The organism is Mycobacterium sp. NGS64 (genome assembly GCF_059812245.1).
The window spans coordinates 23,091-43,323 of record NZ_JCALCI010000010.1; the positions used below are offsets into that span (position 1 = coordinate 23,091).

Annotated in this window: 9 protein-coding genes; 2 read left to right on the forward strand and 7 right to left on the reverse strand. The window is 67.9% G+C overall.

Annotation, left to right across the window (positions count from 1 at the left end):
* Complete coding sequence (locus tag AC5Y4S_RS26185) at nt 1–231, reverse strand: MbtH family protein (protein ID WP_067160589.1); 231 nt, start codon at nt 229–231, stop codon at nt 1–3.
* Nucleotides 232–1,019: 788 nt separating this feature from the next.
* Between AC5Y4S_RS26185 and AC5Y4S_RS26190 the strand changes: the two genes are divergently transcribed.
* Nucleotides 1,020–1,826 carry a class I SAM-dependent methyltransferase gene (locus tag AC5Y4S_RS26190; protein ID WP_500035482.1) on the forward strand — a complete coding sequence of 269 codons (807 nt, stop codon included), beginning with the start codon at nt 1,020–1,022 and terminating at the stop codon, nt 1,824–1,826.
* A gap of 13 nt (nt 1,827–1,839) precedes the next feature.
* Here AC5Y4S_RS26190 and AC5Y4S_RS26195 read toward each other — a convergent pair whose 3' ends face one another.
* From AC5Y4S_RS26195 to AC5Y4S_RS26220, 6 genes are all read right to left on the reverse strand, one after another.
* Nucleotides 1,840–2,802 carry a sulfotransferase gene (locus AC5Y4S_RS26195; protein WP_500035483.1) on the reverse strand — a complete coding sequence of 321 codons (963 nt, stop codon included), beginning with the start codon at nt 2,800–2,802 and terminating at the stop codon, nt 1,840–1,842.
* Nucleotides 2,803–2,901: 99 nt separating this feature from the next.
* Nucleotides 2,902–13,914: a type I polyketide synthase gene (locus AC5Y4S_RS26200; RefSeq protein ID WP_500035484.1), complete on the reverse strand. Its 11,013-nt coding sequence runs from the start codon at nt 13,912–13,914 to the stop codon at nt 2,902–2,904.
* Nucleotides 13,911–14,003 carry an MbtH family NRPS accessory protein gene (locus AC5Y4S_RS26205; protein ID WP_197519270.1) on the reverse strand — a complete coding sequence of 31 codons (93 nt, stop codon included), beginning with the start codon at nt 14,001–14,003 and terminating at the stop codon, nt 13,911–13,913. Before AC5Y4S_RS26205 ends, AC5Y4S_RS26200 begins: the two co-directional genes overlap by 4 nt.
* 136 nt (nt 14,004–14,139) lie before the next feature.
* Nucleotides 14,140–15,375, reverse strand: coding sequence for a glycosyltransferase (locus tag AC5Y4S_RS26210; protein ID WP_500035485.1), 1,236 nt, complete (start codon nt 15,373–15,375; stop codon nt 14,140–14,142).
* 57 nt (nt 15,376–15,432) lie between these two features.
* Nucleotides 15,433–16,701 carry a glycosyltransferase gene (locus AC5Y4S_RS26215; RefSeq protein WP_500035486.1) on the reverse strand — a complete coding sequence of 423 codons (1,269 nt, stop codon included), beginning with the start codon at nt 16,699–16,701 and terminating at the stop codon, nt 15,433–15,435.
* Nucleotides 16,702–16,722: 21 nt separating this feature from the next.
* Nucleotides 16,723–17,856 (reverse strand): class I SAM-dependent methyltransferase, encoded by a 1,134-nt coding sequence (locus tag AC5Y4S_RS26220; protein WP_500035487.1) that lies wholly within the window; start codon nt 17,854–17,856, stop codon nt 16,723–16,725.
* Nucleotides 17,857–18,041: 185 nt separating this feature from the next.
* Here AC5Y4S_RS26220 and AC5Y4S_RS26225 point away from each other — a divergent pair, with 185 nt between their 5' ends.
* Nucleotides 18,042–20,225, forward strand: a complete 2,184-nt coding sequence (locus AC5Y4S_RS26225) for an acyltransferase family protein (RefSeq protein WP_500035520.1) — start codon at nt 18,042–18,044, stop codon at nt 20,223–20,225.
* The last annotated feature ends 8 nt before the right edge of the window (nt 20,226–20,233 follow it).

Sequence of the window (20,233 nt, forward strand, 5' to 3'; positions counted from 1 at the left end):
TTACCTATCAAACCCCTGTCCCGCCGCTAACCTTTCGCGCAGAGTTTTCGGCCGTATATCGGTCCAGTTCTGTTCGATGTAGTCCAGGCACGCTGCGCGGTCCGCTTCGCCGTACACCACCCGCCAGCCGGCCGGCACATCGGCGAACGCCGGCCACAGGCTGTGTTGTTCCTCGTCGTTGACCAAGACGAAAAAACTGCCGTCGTCGTCGTCGAACGGATTAGTGCTCACCGCGTCTCCAGACCGTCTAACTGGACATGGGTATAACAAGTTCTAAACCATACTGGAGGCCCACAGAGGTTGTCTAAGCCTTCGTGGAATTTGCGGCGGCCGGGATCTACTAACGCCATCACATCCGGAATCTTGCCTAGACAAACTAATGGTACGGTTTTACGGGCCGGTTCCCTATCGGTGGTCTGCGGCGCGGCATCGGTCCACGCACCCCTGCCGCGACCTGCAACGACTGGCGAGAAAGTGCGACGAGCCGACGCGGTGGCCTCCGTCGTCGCCATGGCCCCGGCCCGGAACGACACCGGGAGATCCGTCGGGGGGTCAAAGTAACCGGGAACCGGTTTCGCCTTCGGGCCGCACCGCCCTGCCCGCGCGAGGCACCGGGACCCTCGCTCGGCGCCGCCCGCACACGATATGTATTAGGTGGCGGAAACCGCCGCGCGTCGTCTCGGCGGGCCGTGCCGGCTACCGGGCAACGCCCGCGTCCCCTCGGGTGCCCTTCGGACGGCGAAAGCAGCCTTGCCGCGGCGACCTGACCGATGAGCCGGCGGCGCCGGCCGGGGCGAATTGGAGGCGTCCGGACCAGATGAATTTATGAGGTTAACGGGTCCGGGTTGAGCCCTCACCAGACGCGAGCCGGTCGTGTAGCATCCAACGTGATTGAGCGGCGCGAACAGTGTATTCGGAATCAAAATATCCACAAATTAGAGCTGGTTGGGGCGAAATAAATGGACAGCCATAGCGAATCTTCGGCGCAGGTTGAATCGAAGGATAATTCATCGGTCGCAATGTCGGAGCACCTCGCTGACGACCTGCTGTCCACGACCGCCGTCGGGTGGAAAAGCTTTTATAATTTGCTCAGCCGCCGCCTCGAGGACGCGGGGGTCGCCGATTCATCGTTCTTCCTCAATTACGGCTACGCCCCGATGGGAACCGACGACGAATCCGCGTTCACCATTCGCCCGGGAACCTTCAACGCCAACTCGGTCCGGCTGGTGTTCGAAGTCATCGGGTCCGTAGACCTCAACGACCGCACCGTCGTCGAAATCGGATGTGGCCGCGGCGGCAACGCCGCACTGGTGGCGGAGAAGTTCAACGCCCAGGTGATCGGCATCGACATGTCCTCCGAAGCCATCGCTTTCTGCAGCAAGACGCACGTCAAACGCCCGATCAACTTCATGGTCGGCGACGCATTGAATGTCCCCCTACCCGACGCGTCGTGCGATGCCATCGTCAACATCGAGTCCTCGCACTCGTACGGCAACCTGCCGAAATTCCTGGGTGAGGTGCGCAGGATCAGCCGACCCGGCGGATGGTTCCTACACACCGACTTCTTGAGCCCCGAGGACTGGGACCAGGTGCGGATGCGGTTGAAGCGCTCGGGCTTCGTCACCGAAAACGACCGGGACATTACGGCGAACGTGCTGGCCTCGCGCGACCAGGCCAGTGACACCTGGGCCCAGGTCTACGGCGACGGAAATGCCCGCGTCGCGAATTTCCTCGCTCTGCCGGGCTCCGCCATCTACGAGCAGATGCGGGCCGGCCTGTTGGAGTACCGGATCCTGAGATCCCAACTGCGCACCGAAGCCGGCTAGCCTCCGGAAGACATCACCACTCGAGGTCTGAATAGAAGAGCGTCGATACCTCGCTTGTTCGCTCTTTGACGGTGAGAATTTCGCGGTCGTTGAGCCGGCTCTTCCAGTTCGAGACATTCACTCTGCTGTTGCGTCTGATGCTGAATTCGTCGCCCCGCTGCGGTTCCGAAGGGTTCTGTTCCCCCGAGCTTGACTCGATGGCGGTACGGACGCCGGCCGTGAATTCCAGGCCGAGCGTCGCATAGACTTTCCGAAAACTACCCACCGGGTCCATGGACAATTCTTCGTGCTTGAGAAACAGCCACCCCGGATGGCGCGTGCGGTACTCGTCGATCACCGCGTATATGCAGTTCCATAGCAGGGCGCCTACCGGGACGATTTCCTGCTCATGCTCGGCGAAATAACGAATCTCCGATTCGAAGTCCGCCAGCCTGGTTTCGCGCATGAGCTGCGGCTGACGCAGGAAGTGGTTGAAGTCGAATTTCCAATTCAGAATCTTCAGGCTGGAGCACAGCGCCGCGGGATGCCGGATCATGACCACCACGTTCATGTCGAATTGGCGGGCCAACCAGGGCGCGGAAAATAGGGCGTGCGGATCTTTCATGACCGCCGTGTCTTTCCTTATCCGGTGCGTGGAAAGATTGGCAAAGGCCAATAGACTTCGTCCCGCTTCGCGCACGCTCCTGGAGTGCAGGAGATTTGTTCGCACCGGGTATTTGAAATCAACCAGATCATTAAGATATCTCGAGAATCGGTGAGAATTCTCGTCCGTTATGTACTGGAATTTCGCCCTAATGGGATTGGCGAAGCCGCACAAATCGCCGTTTTCCGGAGTGAAGGGCTCGTGAATATAGCCCATTCCCGGCGCGTGGGCGATCATTCGGCCGGTCCAGGTCGTGCCCGATCGGGGCGCGCCGGTGACGAGAATCCGCCTTCTGACCTTGGGTGGGTCGGCGCACTCCCCTGCAATGGCCACGTCCCGCGTGCTCCCGTCTAGTTTTGACCTTCTGGCGAGGCGCAACGGAACGTTATCGGCCTCTTGATTAGCGACCCTTCGTTGACTTCCGGGAGATGATTACGTGGGCTCGGCCAATCCCACCGAATCCGCCTTATCCGATTCCGGCACCTGACCGGCCAGGTACTCGGCCAGCGACCCGATGGTCGGATAGTCGAATACCGCGGTGGCGCTGATCGTGAACGCGCCGCCGAATTGCGGAAGCAACCGGTTGCTGAATTCGACCGCCATCAGTGAGTCGGTGCCCAGCTCCAGGAACCGGCTGGTTGCCGCCGGCGGCTGCGCGAGCCTCAGGAAATTCTGGACTTCGTACCGCAGGTATTCGGTCAGGAAGCTGCCGCGCTCCGCTTCGGGCACCTCGTGCAGTTGCCGCAACAACTCGCTGTCGCCGCGGGTGGCCGTGACAGCGCTCGGCAGCACGTGGTCGAGCATCGCCGGGCGGGAGGCGCCCAGCCCCTTCGCGGCGCGCTGCCAGTTGGCCTTGATGACGGTCGCCTGCCCGGTTCCGTGGGCGAGGATCTCGTCGAGCGCGGTGAGGGCCGCCGAGGGTTCCAGCGGGATCAGGCCCTGCGCGCTGAGGTTGGCGCGCGCGGCGTGCGAGGTGGCCATGCCGCCCTTGGCCCACGGACCCCAGTTGATCGCCGTCGCCGGCAGCCCTTGGGCCCTGCGCTCCGCAACGAGCCCGTCGAGCAGCGCGTTGGCGGTCGCGTAGTTGGCCTGGCCGGGCGAACCGATCACGCTGGAGGCCGACGAGTAGACGATGAAGAAATCGAGGTCGTCGTTCTTCGTGAGCCGATGCAGGTGGCAGCCGCCGAAGGCCTTGGGCGCCAGCGCCTTGCGGAACCCTTCGAGGCTCTGCTGCGGCAGTAGCGCGTCCTCGAGGACGCCCGCCAGGTGCGCCACCCCCGCCAGCGGCGGCAACTCAGCCCGGATCCGCTCCAACAACTTTTCGACCTCCGGCTCGTCGCCGACGTCGGCCGTGAAGACGTGGATGCGGCTCCGGTAGCGCTCGGTGATGTCGTCGATGGCCAGCTGTGCGTCCGCATCGGGGGCGCGACGGCTGGTCAGCACGATGTCACCGGCGCCGAGCTGGGCCAGATGGGCCGCCGTGTGCAGGCCGAGCGCACCGACGCCACCGGTGATCAGGTAGCTGCGGTCCCCGCGCGGCTGCAGCGGTTGCGGCATCTGCAGCACGATCTTGCCGATGTGCCGGGCCTGCTGCATGCGCCGGAACGCGGTCTTGGCCTCCGTCACCGGGTAGACCTCGGCCGCGAGCGGCGTCAGTTCGCCGGCGGCCATGCTGTCCGCCAGTTCGGCCAGCAAGTTCCCGGTCCGCTCGGGTTCGTTTTCGATGCACCAGTCCAGCGCGATGATCTCGTAGGCGATGTCGGGACGGGCCGCCGCCATCTGCTCGCGCGTCCAGATGTCCCGCTTGGCGATCTCGGCGAACCGGCCGCCCTGCGCGGTCGCCCGCACGGTCGCTTCGATGAAGCCCTCGTTCGTGAGGCTGTTGAGCACCACGTCGACCCCGGCACCGCCGGTGTCGGCCAGGATCTGGTCCGCGAAATCCGTGCTGCGCGAGTCGTAGATGTGCTGCACGCCCATCTTGCGCAGCGTCGCGCGCTTGTACGCGCTGGCGGTGGCGAACACGGTCGCACCGCGCTGCTGGGCTATCTGGATCGCGGCCAGACCGACGCCACCGCTGGCGGCGTGGATCAGCACCCGATCACCGGGCCCGACCTGCGCCCAGTCGAACGCCAGCCGCGTCGTCAGCGCCCCGGCGGGGATGGTCGCCGCTCCCACGGCGCTCACCCCGCTCGGCACGGCCGCCAGGAACTGGGCTGGCACGTTGACCCGGGTGGTGAACGACCCCGGCATGAAGCCGAAGACGCGCTGGCCGACCTCGAAACCGGTGACGCCGGAACCCAACTCGGTGACAACGCCGGAGAGGTCACCGCCGCCGATCCGTCCCGGGTCGCCCGGATACAGGCCGAGCACGTTGAGCACATCCCGGAAGTTGAGGCCGGCGGCCTCCACCCGGATCTGCACCTCGCCCGCGCCCGGCGGCGGGACGTGGATCTCGGACAGACGAAGATTGTCGATCGCGCCGCGCTCGGTCACATCCAGGAGGTAATCGCTGGAGCGCGGTACCTCGAGATGGCCGTCGCGCGCCCACGGCAGCAGCCGCGGCACGAAATACTTTCCTTGGCGCAGTGCGAGTTCGGGCTCGTCATTGGGTGTGCCGAGCAGGCCCGCCAGCGCGCGCCCGGCATCCTCGGCACCGTCGCAGTCGACCAGCCGGCAGCGCAGGCTCGGCTGCTCGGTGATCACGGTGCGCCCGAAGCCCCACAGCGCCGCCTGTGCCGAGTCCACCGGCTCGCCGGATTCGGTCGCCACCGCGCGTTCGGTGACGATCCACAGCCCGCCGGTGAGCTTCAGGTCTTGCTGCGCCAGCAGCGTGCGCACCACCGTGAGCAGCTCGTCGATCTCGGTCTCGAGCCGGGTGGCAAATTCGGGGCCGGTTTCTTCCGTCTCGGGCCGTCCGGGGCTGCGCCAGACGACGCCGGAGACCGGGGCGCCGCGCTCCTGCGCCTCATTGAGCAGCCGCCTCCATTGCTCGGGATCGACCGCACTGTCCACCGAGACTGCGCCCGGCACCTCGGCCGCCAGCCCGTCGAACCCGGCGATCAGCCAGGTGCCGTCGCCGCTCTTGTCGGCGCCGTCCGACGCCGGCGCCGGCACTTCCTCCCAGCCGAGGGTGTACAGGTTGCGGGTGGCATCGCCGCCGAGCCCGCGCAGCAGCGCCTCCCGCGGCGCGCGTTTGACCGTGAAGTCGCGAATCTCGCCCAGCTGGCGACCGTCGCGATCCACGAAATCGAGGTCGAAGGCCTGCGTTTCGCTGTCCAGGCCGCCACTCTGCCACCGCGCGCGGCAGTAGAACCGCCGTGGCATCTTGTCGTGCAGCACCACCCGCCCGTACCGCAGCGGCAGGAACAGGTCGCTCAGGCCCTGGCCGTCCTCGGTCGCCGAGAGCGCGGCCTCCAAGGCCGGGAAGGCGATTCCCGTGCACAGGTCGAGCAGCACCGGGTGGATGGGCTCGCTCCCGAGCTGCTCGGCAAGCTCCTCGCCGATCGCGATGTCGCCGACCGCCTCGCCGTCGCCGGCCCACAGCGATTTGAGCGACGTGGACCAGGTCGGACCCCAGGTCAGCTCCATGTCGGCGAAGGTGTCGAACAGCTGCTGCGGGCGCGTGCGCCCCAGCCGCTCGCACGCGGCGTCGATGGATTCCGTCGGCTCCAGCGCGGGCTCGTCCGCAGCGTCACCGTCGCCGCCGACGATCCGACCGTCGGCGTTCAACGCCCACTCGGCGTCGCGATCGCCGTACGGGCGGCTGTGCACCTGGAAGGTCCAGCCGCTCCCGTCCTCGAGGGGATGCACGGTCAGCTGCACCTCCCGGGAGTTCTTGTCCGGCAGGATGATCGGTTCGTAGAAGAAGACGTCGCGCACCTGGGCCGGCGCCCCGACCGCGGCGATGGCCATCGCCGCGTACGTCGCGCCCGGAACGACGACGGTGCCATAGATGACGTGATCGGACAGCCACGGCTGCGACTTGACGGACCACCTGCTGGTGTAGACCGAGTCGCCAGACGCGAGATCCTTTGCGCTACCCAGGATTCCGGATGCGACGGCGCCGTCGATCGCGACGTCGGCGGTCTTGGGCCAGAAGCGACGGCGCTGGAATGGATAGGTGGGCAATTCGACCGTGCGATGCGGCCGGTGGTACAGCGCGGCGAAATCGGGCCGGTGGCCCGCGACATACACCGCGGCCAGCGCTTCCGCCATCTGCTGCCAGGCGTCGACGCCCTTGCGCAGCGACACGACGGAACGCGGGGTGGCCGAGGATTCCGGCCAGGCCTGGACCGCGGCCCCGGTCAAGACCGGTTGCGGACCGATCTCCATCAACACCGAGCAGCCCAGCGCCGCCACGGTTTGCACGCTTTCGGCGAACTGCACCGGCTGGCGGGAGTGCCGCCGCCAATACTGTGCGTCCAGCGGGGTCTCCGCGGTGATCACCGCGCCGGTGCGGTTGCACACCAGGGGCAGGGTCGGAACGGCGAACTCGAAACCGTTTGCGAACGACTCGAATTCGTCGAGCGCCGGCTCCAGCAACTCCGAGTGGAAGGCGTGACTGGTTTCCAGCCAGGTGCAGCGGGTGCCGTCGCCGCTGAGCCTGGCGACGATCTGTTCCAGATCGCCCGCCGGACCCGACAGCACGGTGTTGGGGCCGTTGTAAGCGGCGACCGAGATGTGCGGAAATTCGTCGGCGATGCGTTCCACCTGCTGCGCGTCGGCGAAAACCGCCACCATCCGCCCACCCTCGGGCAGGTTCCCGAACAGCCGGCCACGCTCGGCCATCAGCCGGGCCCCGTCCTCGAGGCTGAACACGCCGGCCACGCAGGCCGCCGCGTACTGGCCCACGCTGTGACCCAGCACCACGTCGGGCTCGATGCCCCAGGACTGCCACAGCCGGGCCAGGCCCATTTCGACGGCGAACAGCGCCGGCTGGGCGAACGAGGTGTGCCGCAGGGTGTCTCCCGCGTCGTCGTCGAACATCACCTCGAGCAACGGGCGCGGCAGCATCCCGTCGATCGCCGCCGCGCATTGCTTCACGGTGTCGGCGAAAACCGGCTCGGTGTCGAACAACTCGCGCGCCATACCCGAGTACTGGCTGCCCTGCCCGGTGAACAGCCACGCCGTCTTCGGCGGGTCACCGCACTCGCCGCGCACCGCACCCGGCCCCAGCCGGTTCTCGGCCAGCCCGGCCAGCAGATCGCGGGCTGCCTGAACCGAGTCCACCACCAGCGCGGCCCGGTGTTCGAAGTGCGAACGCCCCACCGCGGCCGTGTAGCACACGTCGGTGATGTCGGCCTCGGGGTGTTCGTCCAGCCAGGCCCCGTACCGCTGCGCCAACGACACCAGTGCCTGCGGTGACCGCGCCGACAGGGGCAGCACGCCGACCGGTTCGTGTCCGGCGGCCTGCTCGGCCGCCGCGGTGACGTCGGGCGCGACGTCGCCCGCCGAAGATTCCTCGGGGACATCGGATTTCGGCGGCGCCTCCTCGATGAGGACGTGCGCGTTGGTGCCGGAGAACCCGAAGGAACTCGTCCCGGCGCGGCGCGGCCGGCCGTTGGCGTGCCACGGCAGCGGCTTGTCCACCACCCGCACCGGCAGCGAGTCCCACGGGATGTTCGGCGACGGGTTCTCGAAGTGCAGGTTCTGCGGCAGGACTTCGTGCTGCAGCGACAACACGACCTTGATCAGGCCGGCGATCCCGGCCGCCGATTCGAGGTGGCCGATGTTGGTCTTCGCCGATCCGATCAGCAGCGGCTGGTTCGGGTCACGGCCGGCGCCGTAGACGGCCGCGGCCGCCTGGACCTCGATCGGGTCGCCGAGCGAGGTGCCCGTGCCGTGCGCCTCGAGGTAGTCGACCTCGCGGCCCTCGACACCGGCGCGAGCCAGCGTCGCGGCGATAAGCCGTTGCTGCGCACCACCGTTGGGCACCGTCAACCCGCTGGACGCGCCGTCCTGGTTGACCGCGCTGCCCCGGATGACGGCGCAAATCTGGTCGCCGTCGCGCTCGGCGTCGCTCAGCCGTTTGAGCACCAGGATCCCGCAGCCTTCGCTGCGCGCGTACCCGTTCGCGGCCGCGTCGAACGTCTTGCAACGGCCGTCGGCGGCAAGCATTCTGGCGCGCGAGGTGGCGACGATGGACGCCGGGCTCACCAAGACATTCACCCCGCCGGCCAGCGCCATGTCGCAGTCACCCGAATGCAGGGCCTGGCAGGCCTGATGGACCGCCACCAGCGAGGCGCTGCACGCGGTGTCCACCGCCATGGCCGGCCCTTCCAGCCCGAGCGCGAACGCGACGCGGCCCGCGATGACGTTGAGCGCGTTGCCGGTGATGAAGTGGGCCTCGATGGTGTCGACCGAGTTGGCGTTCAGCAGCTGCGAATACTCGTTGGCGGCCACGCCCACGAACACGCCGGTTCGACTGCCGCGCAGCCCCGCGGGCGCGTACCCGGCACGCTCCAGGCCCTCCCACGCGATCTCGAGCATCAACCGCTGCTGGGGATCCATCCACACGGCCTCGCGCGGGGAGATGCCGAAGAACTCCGGATCGAATCCGTCGATGCTTTCCAGGTATCCGCCGTAGCGGGTGTAGATCTTGCCCGGTGCCTCGGGATCCGGGTCGTAGTACTCGTCGACGTCGAAGCGGTCGTCCGGGATCTCCCGGATCGCGTCGACGCCGCCGGACAGCAGGTCCCAGTACGCCTCGGGATCCGGCGCGCCCGGGAAGCGGCAGGCCACCGCGACGATGGCGATCGGCTCGTCGGTGCGCGCCGTCACCGCGGCCGCGGCCGGCGAAGGCTGCGCCGGCGCGGCCGCCGGCGCCGGGGCGTCCAAGCTGAGGACGTCGTTGACCAGGAAGTTGGCGACGTCGGTGATGCGCGGGTAGTCCATCGCCAGCGTCGACGGCAGCTCCGCGCCCACCGCTCGCTCGAGCCGGCGCCGCAGTTCGACGGCCATCAGTGAATCCATGCCGAGGTCGAAAAGCCCGGCCTCCTCGCGGACTTCCGCGGGGTCGATGCGGGTCACCTCCGCGACGGCGTCGCGCAGATAGTCCACGACGAGCTTCTTGCGCTGCTGCACCGGGGCGGCGGTGAGCCGGTCGACCAACTGGGTGGACCCCGACGCCGACGACGGTCCCTGTTCCGACTCGGGCACCTCACGCTGCAACTGCGTGAAGAACGCTCGCTTCCCCGCCATCTGGTAGAGCGGCAGGAACTTGGCCCAGTCGATCCGGGCCACCACGCCGTGTGCCGCGCCCTTGCCGGAAGACGCCATCAGCTCCGCCATCCCCGCCAAGGCATCGGCGGGCGACAACGGCCGGACGCCACGCTTGTCCAGTTCCGCGCGGGCGGCCTCGTCGGCCATGCCGGCGTTCGACCACGGGCCGAAGTTGACACTGACCCCGGGCACACCCTGCTCACGGAGGCGCCAGGCCAGCCCGTCGAGGAAGGCGTTGGCCGCGCTGTAAGCGGTCTGGCCGCCGGCGCCCCAGACCCCGGCGATCGAGGAGGTGCTGAGGAAGAAGTCCAGCTTCAGGTCGGTGGTGGCTTCGCTCAAATTCCAAGCGCCCCAAACCTTCCCGGCGAAAACCCGATCTACCTCGGCGTCATCCAGGGCTTGCAGCGGGGTGGTGCTGATCTCGCCCGCGGCATGAACGATCCCGGCCAGCGGCGGCAGGTCGGCCCGCAAGGTGGCCAGCACGTGGGCGACGTGGTGTGGGTTGGCCACGTCGGCCGTGATGACCCGGACTTCGGCGCCGGTCTGCTCGCGGATCGCGTCGATGCGTTGTTGCGCGGCCTCGCTGGGTGCGCGGCGGCTGGTCAGCACCACATGCCGGGCGCCGTGCGCGGCCAGGTATTCGGCGACTTCCAGCCCGATCGCGCCGAGCCCGCCGGTCACCAGATACGTTGCGTCCTCGCGCAGCGCCAGCGGCGTCGCGGCCGGCTGACCCGAGCGTCGGGTCAGCCGCGGGGCGTAGACCGCGTTGTCCCGAAGCGCGATTTGGTCTTCACCCGCCGGCGCCGACACCAGCTGGTCGATCAGCGCGGACCACTGGTCGGCACCGCTGCCGGCCAGATCCGCCAGTCCGCCCCACAGTCGGGGATGTTCCAGCGCCGCGGCGCGACCGAAGCCCCACAGGCAGGACTGCGCCGGTGACACCTTGTCCGCGTCGGTGACCCGTTGCGCGCCACGGGTTATCAGCCAGATCGGTGCGCGCAGGTCGGCGGCGGCCGCGGCGCAGAAGAGTCGCCGCATTCCGCTCAGGATCTGGTGTTGCATCCGCAACAGCGATTGCGTCGACGGTGACGGGTCCGATCCGAGGGCCGCGAGATGCAGGATGCGCAGCGCCGGTTCGTCCGCTACCGCGTCGCGCAACACGCCCTGCAGCCGCTCGGCGTCGGCGTCGGATACCGGCAGTCCCACGATTCGGGCCCGGTGCCCGCGCGCGGTCAGCGCGTCGACCAACGGCTGGACCGCCGCGGCGTCGTCGCTGACGAGCAGCCACGACGAGCCATCGCCGGCCGCCGCGGCGGCCTTGGCGGCGGACTTCTCCCAGCGGATCTCGTAGCGGGAGTCCGTGATGGACTGGGCGTTGCGCTGCTGGTTGTGTTCTGCCGCAAGCTGTCTCAGCACATCGACGGTCTGCGGATCGGTGTTCCCGCCGCCCAGCAGCGCCGCGAGCTCCTCGATCCGGCCGTCCTCCAGGAGCCCGACGGCCTGGGTCCGCACGGCCGACGGCTGGCTGGCGGTCTGGGTGGCCGCGGCCCGCTGCTCACGGAACCAGTACTCGCGGTGCTGGAACGGATAGGTGGGCAGGTCGAGCTTGCGCGCGGTCACCGGCGCCAACGCGGCGAAGTCCGGCCGGTGCCCGACGATGTAGGCGTTGGCGAGCGCTTCGGTGATCTGGCGGTGATCGGCGATGTTCTTCCGCATCGACGCGATCGCCCGCGGCGCGGTCGCCGGGTCCGGCCACGCACGCATGGCCGCCGCGGTGAGGATCGGTTGCGGGCCGATCTCCAGCAGCATCGTGCAGTGCAGTTCGGAAAGCGTGCGCACACTCTTGGCGAACTCCACCGGCTGCCGCGCGTGGCGGCGCCAGTACGCGCCGTCCAGTTTCGCGCTCCTGCCCAGGGCCGCGCCGGTGCGGTTGCACACCAACGTCTTTTGGGGCGCGCCGAACTCGAATCGGTTCGCGTACGCCTCGAATTCGTCGAGGACCGGATCGAGCAGCGCCGAGTGGAAGGCGTGGCTGGTGTCCAGCCAGTCGCAGCGCACACCGTCGGCTTCCAAGCCGGCCACCGCCTGGTCGAGATCCTGCACGGGTCCCGACAGCACGGTGTTGGCGCCGTTGTAGGCGGCCACCGACAGGCTCGGGAACTCGTCGGTCATGCTTTCCACCCGCTCGGGGGCGGCGAAGACGGCGACCATCCGGCCGCCGTCGGGCAGGCTGCCGAACAGGCGGCCGCGCTCGGCCATCAGCAGCATTCCGTCCTCGAGCCCGAACACGCCGGCCACGCAGGCCGCGGTGTATTGGCCGACGCTGTGGCCGATCACCACGTCCGGTTCGAAGCCCCAGGACTGCCAGAGGCGGGCCAGGCCCATCTCCACCGCGAACAAGGCGGGCTGGGCGTAACTGGTCTGCCGCAGGGCGTCGTCACCGTCCGGGTCGAAAATCACGTCAAGCAAAGGTCTTTCGAGGACGTCGGCGACCGCCGCCGCGCACCGGGTCATCGTCTCGGCGAACACCGGCTCGGTCTCGAAGAGCTCCCGCGCCATGCCGGCGTACTGGCTGCCCTGCCCGGTGAACAACCACGCCGTCTTCGGCCGGTCGGTGCAATCACCGCGCAGCAGGCCCGGCGCCGGGCGATCGTCGGCCAGCGCGGCCAGCTGCTCACGCGCGGAGTCCGTCGAATTCACCACCAGGGCGGCCCGGTGCTCGAAGTGTGATCGCCCGGCCCCGGCGGTCAAGCAGACGTCGGCCAACGAGGCGTCCGGGTGGGCGCCCAGCCAATCGGCGTAGGCCTTGGCGAGCGCCGCCAACGCGGCGGGATTGCGCGCCGAGAGGGGCAACAGGCTGAAGCGCCGGTCGTCCGACGGCGCCGCGGTTGCAACCGGGGCTGGCTCGGGAGCTTCCTCGATGATGATGTGCGAGTTCGTCCCGGAGAACCCGAACGAGCTGACCCCGGCGATGCGGGGCCGCCCGTCGCGTGGCCAGGGCTGTGCCTCCTCCACCACCCGCACCGGAAGCCGATCCCAGGGAATGTGCGGCGATGGCTTGCTGAAGTTCAAGTGCTTCGGCAGCACCTCGTGCTCGAGCGACAGGATCACCTTGATCAGGCCCGCGATTCCGGCGGCCGCCTCCAGGTGCCCGATGTTGGTCTTCACCGACCCGATCAGCAGCGGCCGGTCGGCGTCGCGGCCCTTGCCCAACGCCGCACCGGCGGCCTGGACTTCGATCGGATCACCAAGCGAGGTGCCGGTCCCGTGCGCCTCGAGGTATCCCACGTCGCCGGGTGCGACGCCGGCGCACTGCAGCGCCTCGGCGATCACCCGCTGCTGGGCAACGCCGTTGGGCACCGTCAATCCGCCCGACGCGCCATCCTGGTTGACCGCGCTGCCGCGGATCACGGCCCGGATCCGGTCGCCGTCCCGGATGGCGTCCTCGAGGCGCTTCACCACGACGACACCGGCGCCCTCGCCGCGCACATAGCCGTCGGCGGACGCGTCGAAGGTCTTGCACTTCCCGTCCGGGGCCAGCATGTGCGCGTGCGAGAAGGTCATCGCGGTCTTCGCGCTGAGCAGGACGTTCACGCCGCCGGCCAAAGCCAGGTCACATTCTCCGAAGCGCAGCGCCTGGCACGCCTGATGGACGGCCACCAGCGACGAGCTGCACGCCGTGTCGACGGACACCGCCGGGCCCTGCAGCCCCAGCCCGTAGCTGATGCGGCCCGCTCCCGCGGCGGACGACGTCCCGATCGCTACGTAGGCCTCGATCTCCTCGTAACTCAGCTGTTCGGAGATCAGGCCCAGATAGTCGTGGGTGCCCAGACCCATGAACACACCGGTCTTGGTGTTGGCCAGTGCCGACGGGGCGGTTCCCGAGTGCTCGACCGCCTGCCACGCCGTCTCCAGCAGGATCCGGTGCTGCGGGTCGATCAGCATGGTTTCCCGGTTGGACAGGCCGAAGAACGGCGCGTCGAATCCCGTTACGTCGTCGATGAACCCGGCCCGGCGGCTGACGATCTTTCCGGGCGCGTCGGGGTCCGGGTCATAGAACTGGTCGACGTCCCAGCGGTCCGGTGGCACCTCCGAGAGCGCATCCCGGCCTTCGGCCAGCACCTCCCAGAACTCGTCGGCGTCGGCGGCGCCCGGAAGGCGCGCGGCATACCCGACTATCGCGAAGCTGTCACCCGTCCCCTGTGATCCACGTAGATCAGTCATTTCCGGCCGCCGATCATCTGCTGTTGCTCCTCGTCGTTAACCAAGACGAAAAAGCAGCCCCCGCCGTCTTCGAAGGGATTGATGCTCAACCGCGTCTCCAGACCATCTACTCGACATGGGTATAACAAGTTCTAGACCATACTTGCTGGGTGAGACGCCTGTCACGCGAATAGGTAAGTGAGACTGCGGTCACCCCGGTTGCCGACCGGCGCGCCGATCCGCCGGTCAGCCGGCGACCCGCGACCGGGCGAAATTTTCGACCAGGTCGCCGGCGGCCTTGGTGCCTTTGGACGCAACGCTCATTTCGGCGGCGACTTCGCGCGCCCGGGTGGCGTACTCCGGGGCGAGAATGGTTCGGAGGTCCTGCAGGAGCGTTTCGGTGGTAGCGGTCGAAAGGCGCCGCGCGGTGCCCACCTTCAATCGTTTGATCTGATTTCCCCAGAAGAACTGGTCGGGCAACTTCCAGAGAATCAACGCGGGGACGCCCGAGCGCAGCGCGGCGTTGGTGGTGCCCGAACCCCCGCGGTGCACGATCGCGCGAACCGTGGGAAAGATCCTGGCGTAATTCATCGTGTCCACCACCTTGACGTGGTCAAAGTGGGGGCCATTGCTGTAGTCGCTGCCGGCCGACACCACCAGCCCGCGCACCCCCAGCTCCGCGGTGGCCGCGCCGATCATGGTCATGATCTCGATCGGGTCGTCCACCGGGATGCTGCCGAAGCCGAAAGAAATCGGCGGCTCCCCTTCGGCGATCCATGCCGCGATCTCGTCGTCGGCATCCGTCTGCCACTCCAACGTCAGCGTGCCGACATTGGGCCGCTCCTTGGTGAATTCCGCCCACTGGGCCGGCAGCCAGGGGAAGAGTGCCGCGTCGTAGGCCTGCAGTTCCAGCGAACCGCGTTCGACGATCCGTTGTGGCGCGGGTTTGGTGGCCTTCGGCAGGCCGAGCTCACGGCGCTGCGCGGCCTCGACCTTCTTGCTCAGCAGCCAATATCCCCACTCGTACGCCCTTACCTGTCGGGCGGCCGTGGCCCGGATCGGGTTGTAATGCAGCGTGGCCAACGGAATGTTGTAGTACTCCGCGACGCTGCTCGCCTGCTCCTCCCAGCTCTGGCCGGTCAACAGCAGGTCGGCGCCCTCCGCCGCCGACACGAGCGTCCTGCTCATGTCCATCCAGCACCCGGTGAAGACATCCCACCGGTCGCGCCAGAACTTGATCAGGCCCGCGACTTTCCAGGGGTGGCGGCGAAACAAACTCATGAAGCTGCGCAACGGTTTCATGCTCTCGGACCAGTCGACCCCGTAGGCGACGGCCTGTAGCCCGAGCTTCTCGACGAAGGCGATCTGGTCGGGCGGGACGGCCATGCACACCTCGTGCCCGCGGCGCGCCAGCTCACGGCCGACGACGGCGACCGGCTCGATATCGCCGCGGCTTCCCCAGCACGCCAGCACAAACTTCATGGAGCTCCCTTGCTCTTCTACTTGGGTCTAACAAGTGCTAAACCATACTTCCGCCGATCAACAAATGCGCTTGAAGCGGGCGAAGTTCTCCAAGCGGTCGGCCGCGGCCGCCGCGCTTTTGGCGGGTTCGGTCATTCGGGTGGCCAGCTCGCGGGCACGGGCGGCGTATTCCGGGGCGAGGATGGTCCGCAAATCCGCGACAAGCGATCGCTCGGTGGCGGTCGAAAAACGCCGGGCGGTGCCCACCTTGAGCCGCTTGACCGCGGAACCGTAGACCGCGTGCACGAGGTCCCAATAAAGGATCAGCTGGGGGACCCCCGCGCGCATGGCAACGGGTGTGGTGCCCGAACCGCCGTGGTGAACGACCGCGCGGCAGGCGGGAAAGACCGTCGCGTAATTGATGGTGCCCACCACTTTGACGTGGTCGAAATGCGGGACGTCACCGTAATCGGTCCCGGCGGCGCCCACCAATGCCCGCTCGCCTAACTGCGCGCAGGCCGCGGCGATCATCGCGATCGTGTCGGCGGGAGATTCGACCGGAATGCTGCCGAAGCCGAAGAAGATGGGCGGCGTTCCCGCCGCGACCCAGGACGCGGCCTCCTCGTCGGCGTCCGTCGGCATTTCCAGCGTCAGCGTGCCCACAAACGGGCGCTGACCATCCCACTTCGCCCATTCGGCCGCCAGCCCCGGAAAGCACGCCTCGTCGTAGGCCTGGATCTCCAGCGATCCGCGTTCGGTAATCCGTCGTGGCGCGGACCCGGTTGCCTTGGGCAGGCCGAGCTCGCGGCGCTGGGCGTCTTCCGCCTTCTTCATCCCCCGCCACGACACCCACCAGAACGCCGCCACCGCCGAGCGCCGCAGCCGCGCCGGCAGGAAAGGCAGGGTCAGACCGTTGGGGCGCAGCGGAAAGTAATGCAACGTGGCCAACGGAATGGCGTAGTACTCCGCGATGTTGGCGGCGGCGTCCTCGAAATTGATGCCGGTGAATATCAGGTCGGCCCCGTGCGCCAGCGACTTCAGCGTCGTGCTCATCTCCTGCCACCCCCGCAGCAGGGGCCCGGCGATCGCGAGCCGCGACCTGATCAGCTCCCGAACCCGCCAGGGGTGGCTGAAAAAGCACGTCCAGAAATCGCGGTGCGAGTCCAGGATGGACCGCGCTTCGGGTCCGAAGCCGACCGCCCGAACCCCCGCCGCCTCGGTGAAGGCGACCAGATCGGGCGGGACGGCCATGCACACGTCGTGCCCCCGGAGCACCAGCTCACGCCCCACGGCCAGGTTGGGCTCGACATCGCCGCGACTTCCCCAGCTCGCCAACACAAACTTCATCGCCGCGGCCCTGGACCTAGGTCATCCGGTTCGGTCACGCTGGCGGGCCGGGTCGAGCTTGCCAAGGCCGGTGATTTCCAGGCTGACCGACTTGCGTTGTCCGGCGGCACCGAGCATGAAGAAGATGTCGCCGACCGGAGCGCCCAACCAGAATCGCCAAAACCGCTTGCGAAAGAACTTCCAGACGTAGCTGCCGTCGCCCACCAACCAATACCCGGCAATCCAGGGCAGATAGTAGGTCGCGCGCTTCCACCGCGAGACGACCATCTCGAGATTCATCTCCATGATCTCCAGGCCCCACGCGCGGTATCGCCACTGAAGCTCGTACTTGCTGACGAACTCGAAGAACGCCAGCATTTCGGCGTTGGTGACGAGGTATTCGTCGAAGACGAGGATGGATCCTTCGACGAAACGGTCCTTGCAGGTTTCCAGCGCGTGCAGGCAACTCTCGTAGGTGTCCAAATCCATGTGGAATAACGCGATGGGCGCGTCCGGTCGTTCGGCCAAGAACGGGGCCAGCGTGTCGTAGGTGCTCCCCTTGACGAACTGCACTTTGCGACCGAGCGCGTCGGGGACGCCGTCGTGCAAGCTCACCCCGGTGTCTTGCATCGAACGTTGCGCGAGCGGTTCGGCCAGCGAAAAGGTGCCCTGCTTGATGAGGGCCTGGTCGTCGATCTGCCAGTCTTCGACGAGACCCTCGAAGGTGTCGAAGCCGTACACCTGGCGGCCGGAAGCGTCCGACATGAGCCTCGTCGACCATCCGAGCCAGACGCCGAGGTCGAGCAGCAGTTCGTCGGAGTCCTGGCGGGTTGGTTTCGGTAGTCGCGACGCCTCCCACAAAAGCGTGTGGCCGCGAATCTTGCACTGGCGCATGTCCTCGAGCGTGCGGGCGATGAACGCGCGATATGCGTCGTCGTACACCCGGGTGTCCCGGGCATACAGGTTCGGGATGTAGCGGTCGCGGTCGCGGTAGACCAGGCGTGCGATCAGCCACAGCAGCAGAAGGCCGCCCAACCCGACGAGGAGTAAAGGCTGGACATAGCATGCCGCGGCCAGCAGAAGCGCGACGCAGACCAGAACCGCTTTCCATACCGTGTGGAGGTTCGTCCGATCGACGTCCGGACTCTGCACGGTCGGACTATCGACGACGCTCACCGCACCTCCAGGTTGGTCATGCGCGAGCTCCGCCTTCCCAAGACGATGAACAATGATTCGCAAACATACCCAATGCGTTCAACACGTGTGTGATACTTCCCCGGACCGGGGGGACACGTCCTCTTTCTTCTTCTTTTCAAGGTTGCTTCGTGCTTCATGCCGACCGCGTTGTACGCAGCGAAGGACTGCGCAGCCAGCGCTCAATAGCGTCGGGCTTTCGCCCCGACATCGAGGGCCTGCGCGCTGTCGCGGTCGCTGCGGTCGTCCTTTTTCACGCCGGCCTGCCGGGTGTGGGCGGCGGGTTCGTCGGCGTGGACGTGTTCTTCGTCATCTCGGGCTTTTTGATCACCGGGCTGCTGTGGCGCGAGGTGAGCTCCGCCGGCACCGTGAAGTTGAGCCGCTTCTACGGGGCCCGAGCTCGGCGGCTGCTGCCGGCCTCGGCCGCGGTGGGGGTGGTCACCGCGATCTGCTCGGCCGCCCTGTTGCCCCCGTTGCAGGCCCACGGCGTGCTGGTGGACGGGATCTACAGCGCCCTCTACGTCAGCAACAACCACTTCGCGCATGAGGGCTTGAGCTACTTCTCCCCGGTGCAGCCGCCGTCGCCGTTTCAGCACTACTGGTCGCTGGGCGTGGAGGAGCAGTTCTATCTCGTCTGGCCGGCGTTGATCATCGGCACGACCTGGCTCATATGGCTCATACGCCGGCGCACCAAGGCCGAAACCCCCTCCAGGCAAACCCCGTATCTGGTGGTCCTTGCCCTGGTCGCGGCGGTGTCGTTCACGCTGTCGCTGGCCGCCACTTTCGTGGCGCCCTCGGTGGCGTTCTTTTCCCTGCCCACCCGAGCGTGGCAGTTGGCGGCGGGCGGCCTGGTGGCGCTCATGGCCACCCAATGGCGCCGCCTCCCGGCGCGCGCCGCCACCATCGCGGGATGGGCGGGTCTGGCGGTGATCCTGCTGGCCTGCGGCCTGCTCGGCCCGGGCACCCTGTATCCGGGCACCGCCGCGCTGCTGCCGGTGCTGGGTGCGGTATTGGTGATTGGCGCCGGCTGCGCGGCGCCCGCCGAGGGCTGCGGACGCGTGCTGGCTGCGGCGCCGATGCGGGCGATCGGCCGGGTGTCCTACTCCTTGTACTTGTGGCATTGGCCTGTGCTGCTGCTCGCACCGTTCGTCGTGGGCCATCCCCTGGGGTTGGCCGGCCGGTTGGCGACGGTCCTCATCTCCGGCGGACTGGCCGTGCTCACGGTGCGTTTCATCGAGGACCCCTTCCGGTTCGCCGCCCCGATACGCCGGTCCGCGCTCGCGAGCCTCGCGCTGGGTGGTGTCGCCACCGCGGCCGCGGTGTGCGTGGGCGTGGTGATGATCGCCCGGGTGCCCAACCCCGTCGGCGGCGGCGCGCCGGCCGCGCGGTTGACCGTCATGGCGTCGCCCCCCGCTCCGGGCTCCAGCATCGACGCGTACGACGCGGCGGTACACGACACGTTCGCCCAGGTGCAGGCCGCGGTGGCGGCGGCAACAAACCTGAGGGCCGTGCCGTCGAACCTCGAGCCGTCTCTCGCGCACGCGGCCGCCGAATACAGAGCCGAGTTCTTCAACGGCTGCCAACACAATCTGTTGGGAGGCGGACAGCCCGGGTGCGTGATGGGCGATACCGCCTCGAAGACGACGGTGGCCCTCTTGGGTGACTCGCATGCCACGATGTGGGCTCCGGCGTTCCAGCAGGTCGCCGAGCAGCGGCACTGGCGGCTGGACACCCTGACCAAGGGGGCGTGTCCCCCGATGAGCTTGCCCATCACCGGCTTCGTCGCCCGCATGGTCGACTACTTTCAACGCTGCGAGCAGTGGCGCGGGGAGGTCATGACCCGGTTGCGCGCTGAGCACCCCCGGCTGGTCGTGGTGAGCATGTCCCGCGGGTACGGCGGCCTGGACTACCTGCCGAAGCCGTACAACCGGGCCTGGTCCGACGGCCTGACCCGGCTGGTGCAGGAGCTGCGCGGTGCCGGCGCGCAGGTGCTGGTGCTCGGGCCCGTTCCGAATCCCTACGAGTCGGTGCCGATCTGCCTGTCCGATCACCTCGACGACGCGACGGCCTGCTCGTCGCCCCGGGCGAAGGCGCTGAACCGAGCCGGCATCGCCGACGAGACCGCTGCCACCAAGGCCGGCGGCGGACGCTACGAAAACCTCACCCCGCTGTTCTGCGCCGGCGACCGGTGCCCAGTGGTCGTGGGCAACACCATGGTGTATTTCGACGATCACCTGACGAGCCAGTACGCGCAGGCGCTCGCACCCGCGATGGGCGCGCTCGCCGACCGCGCGCTCGCCGGCGCGGCGGCCACGGATACGGTGCCCGGCCGCACGTCTACCGGCGGTTGATCCGTCCG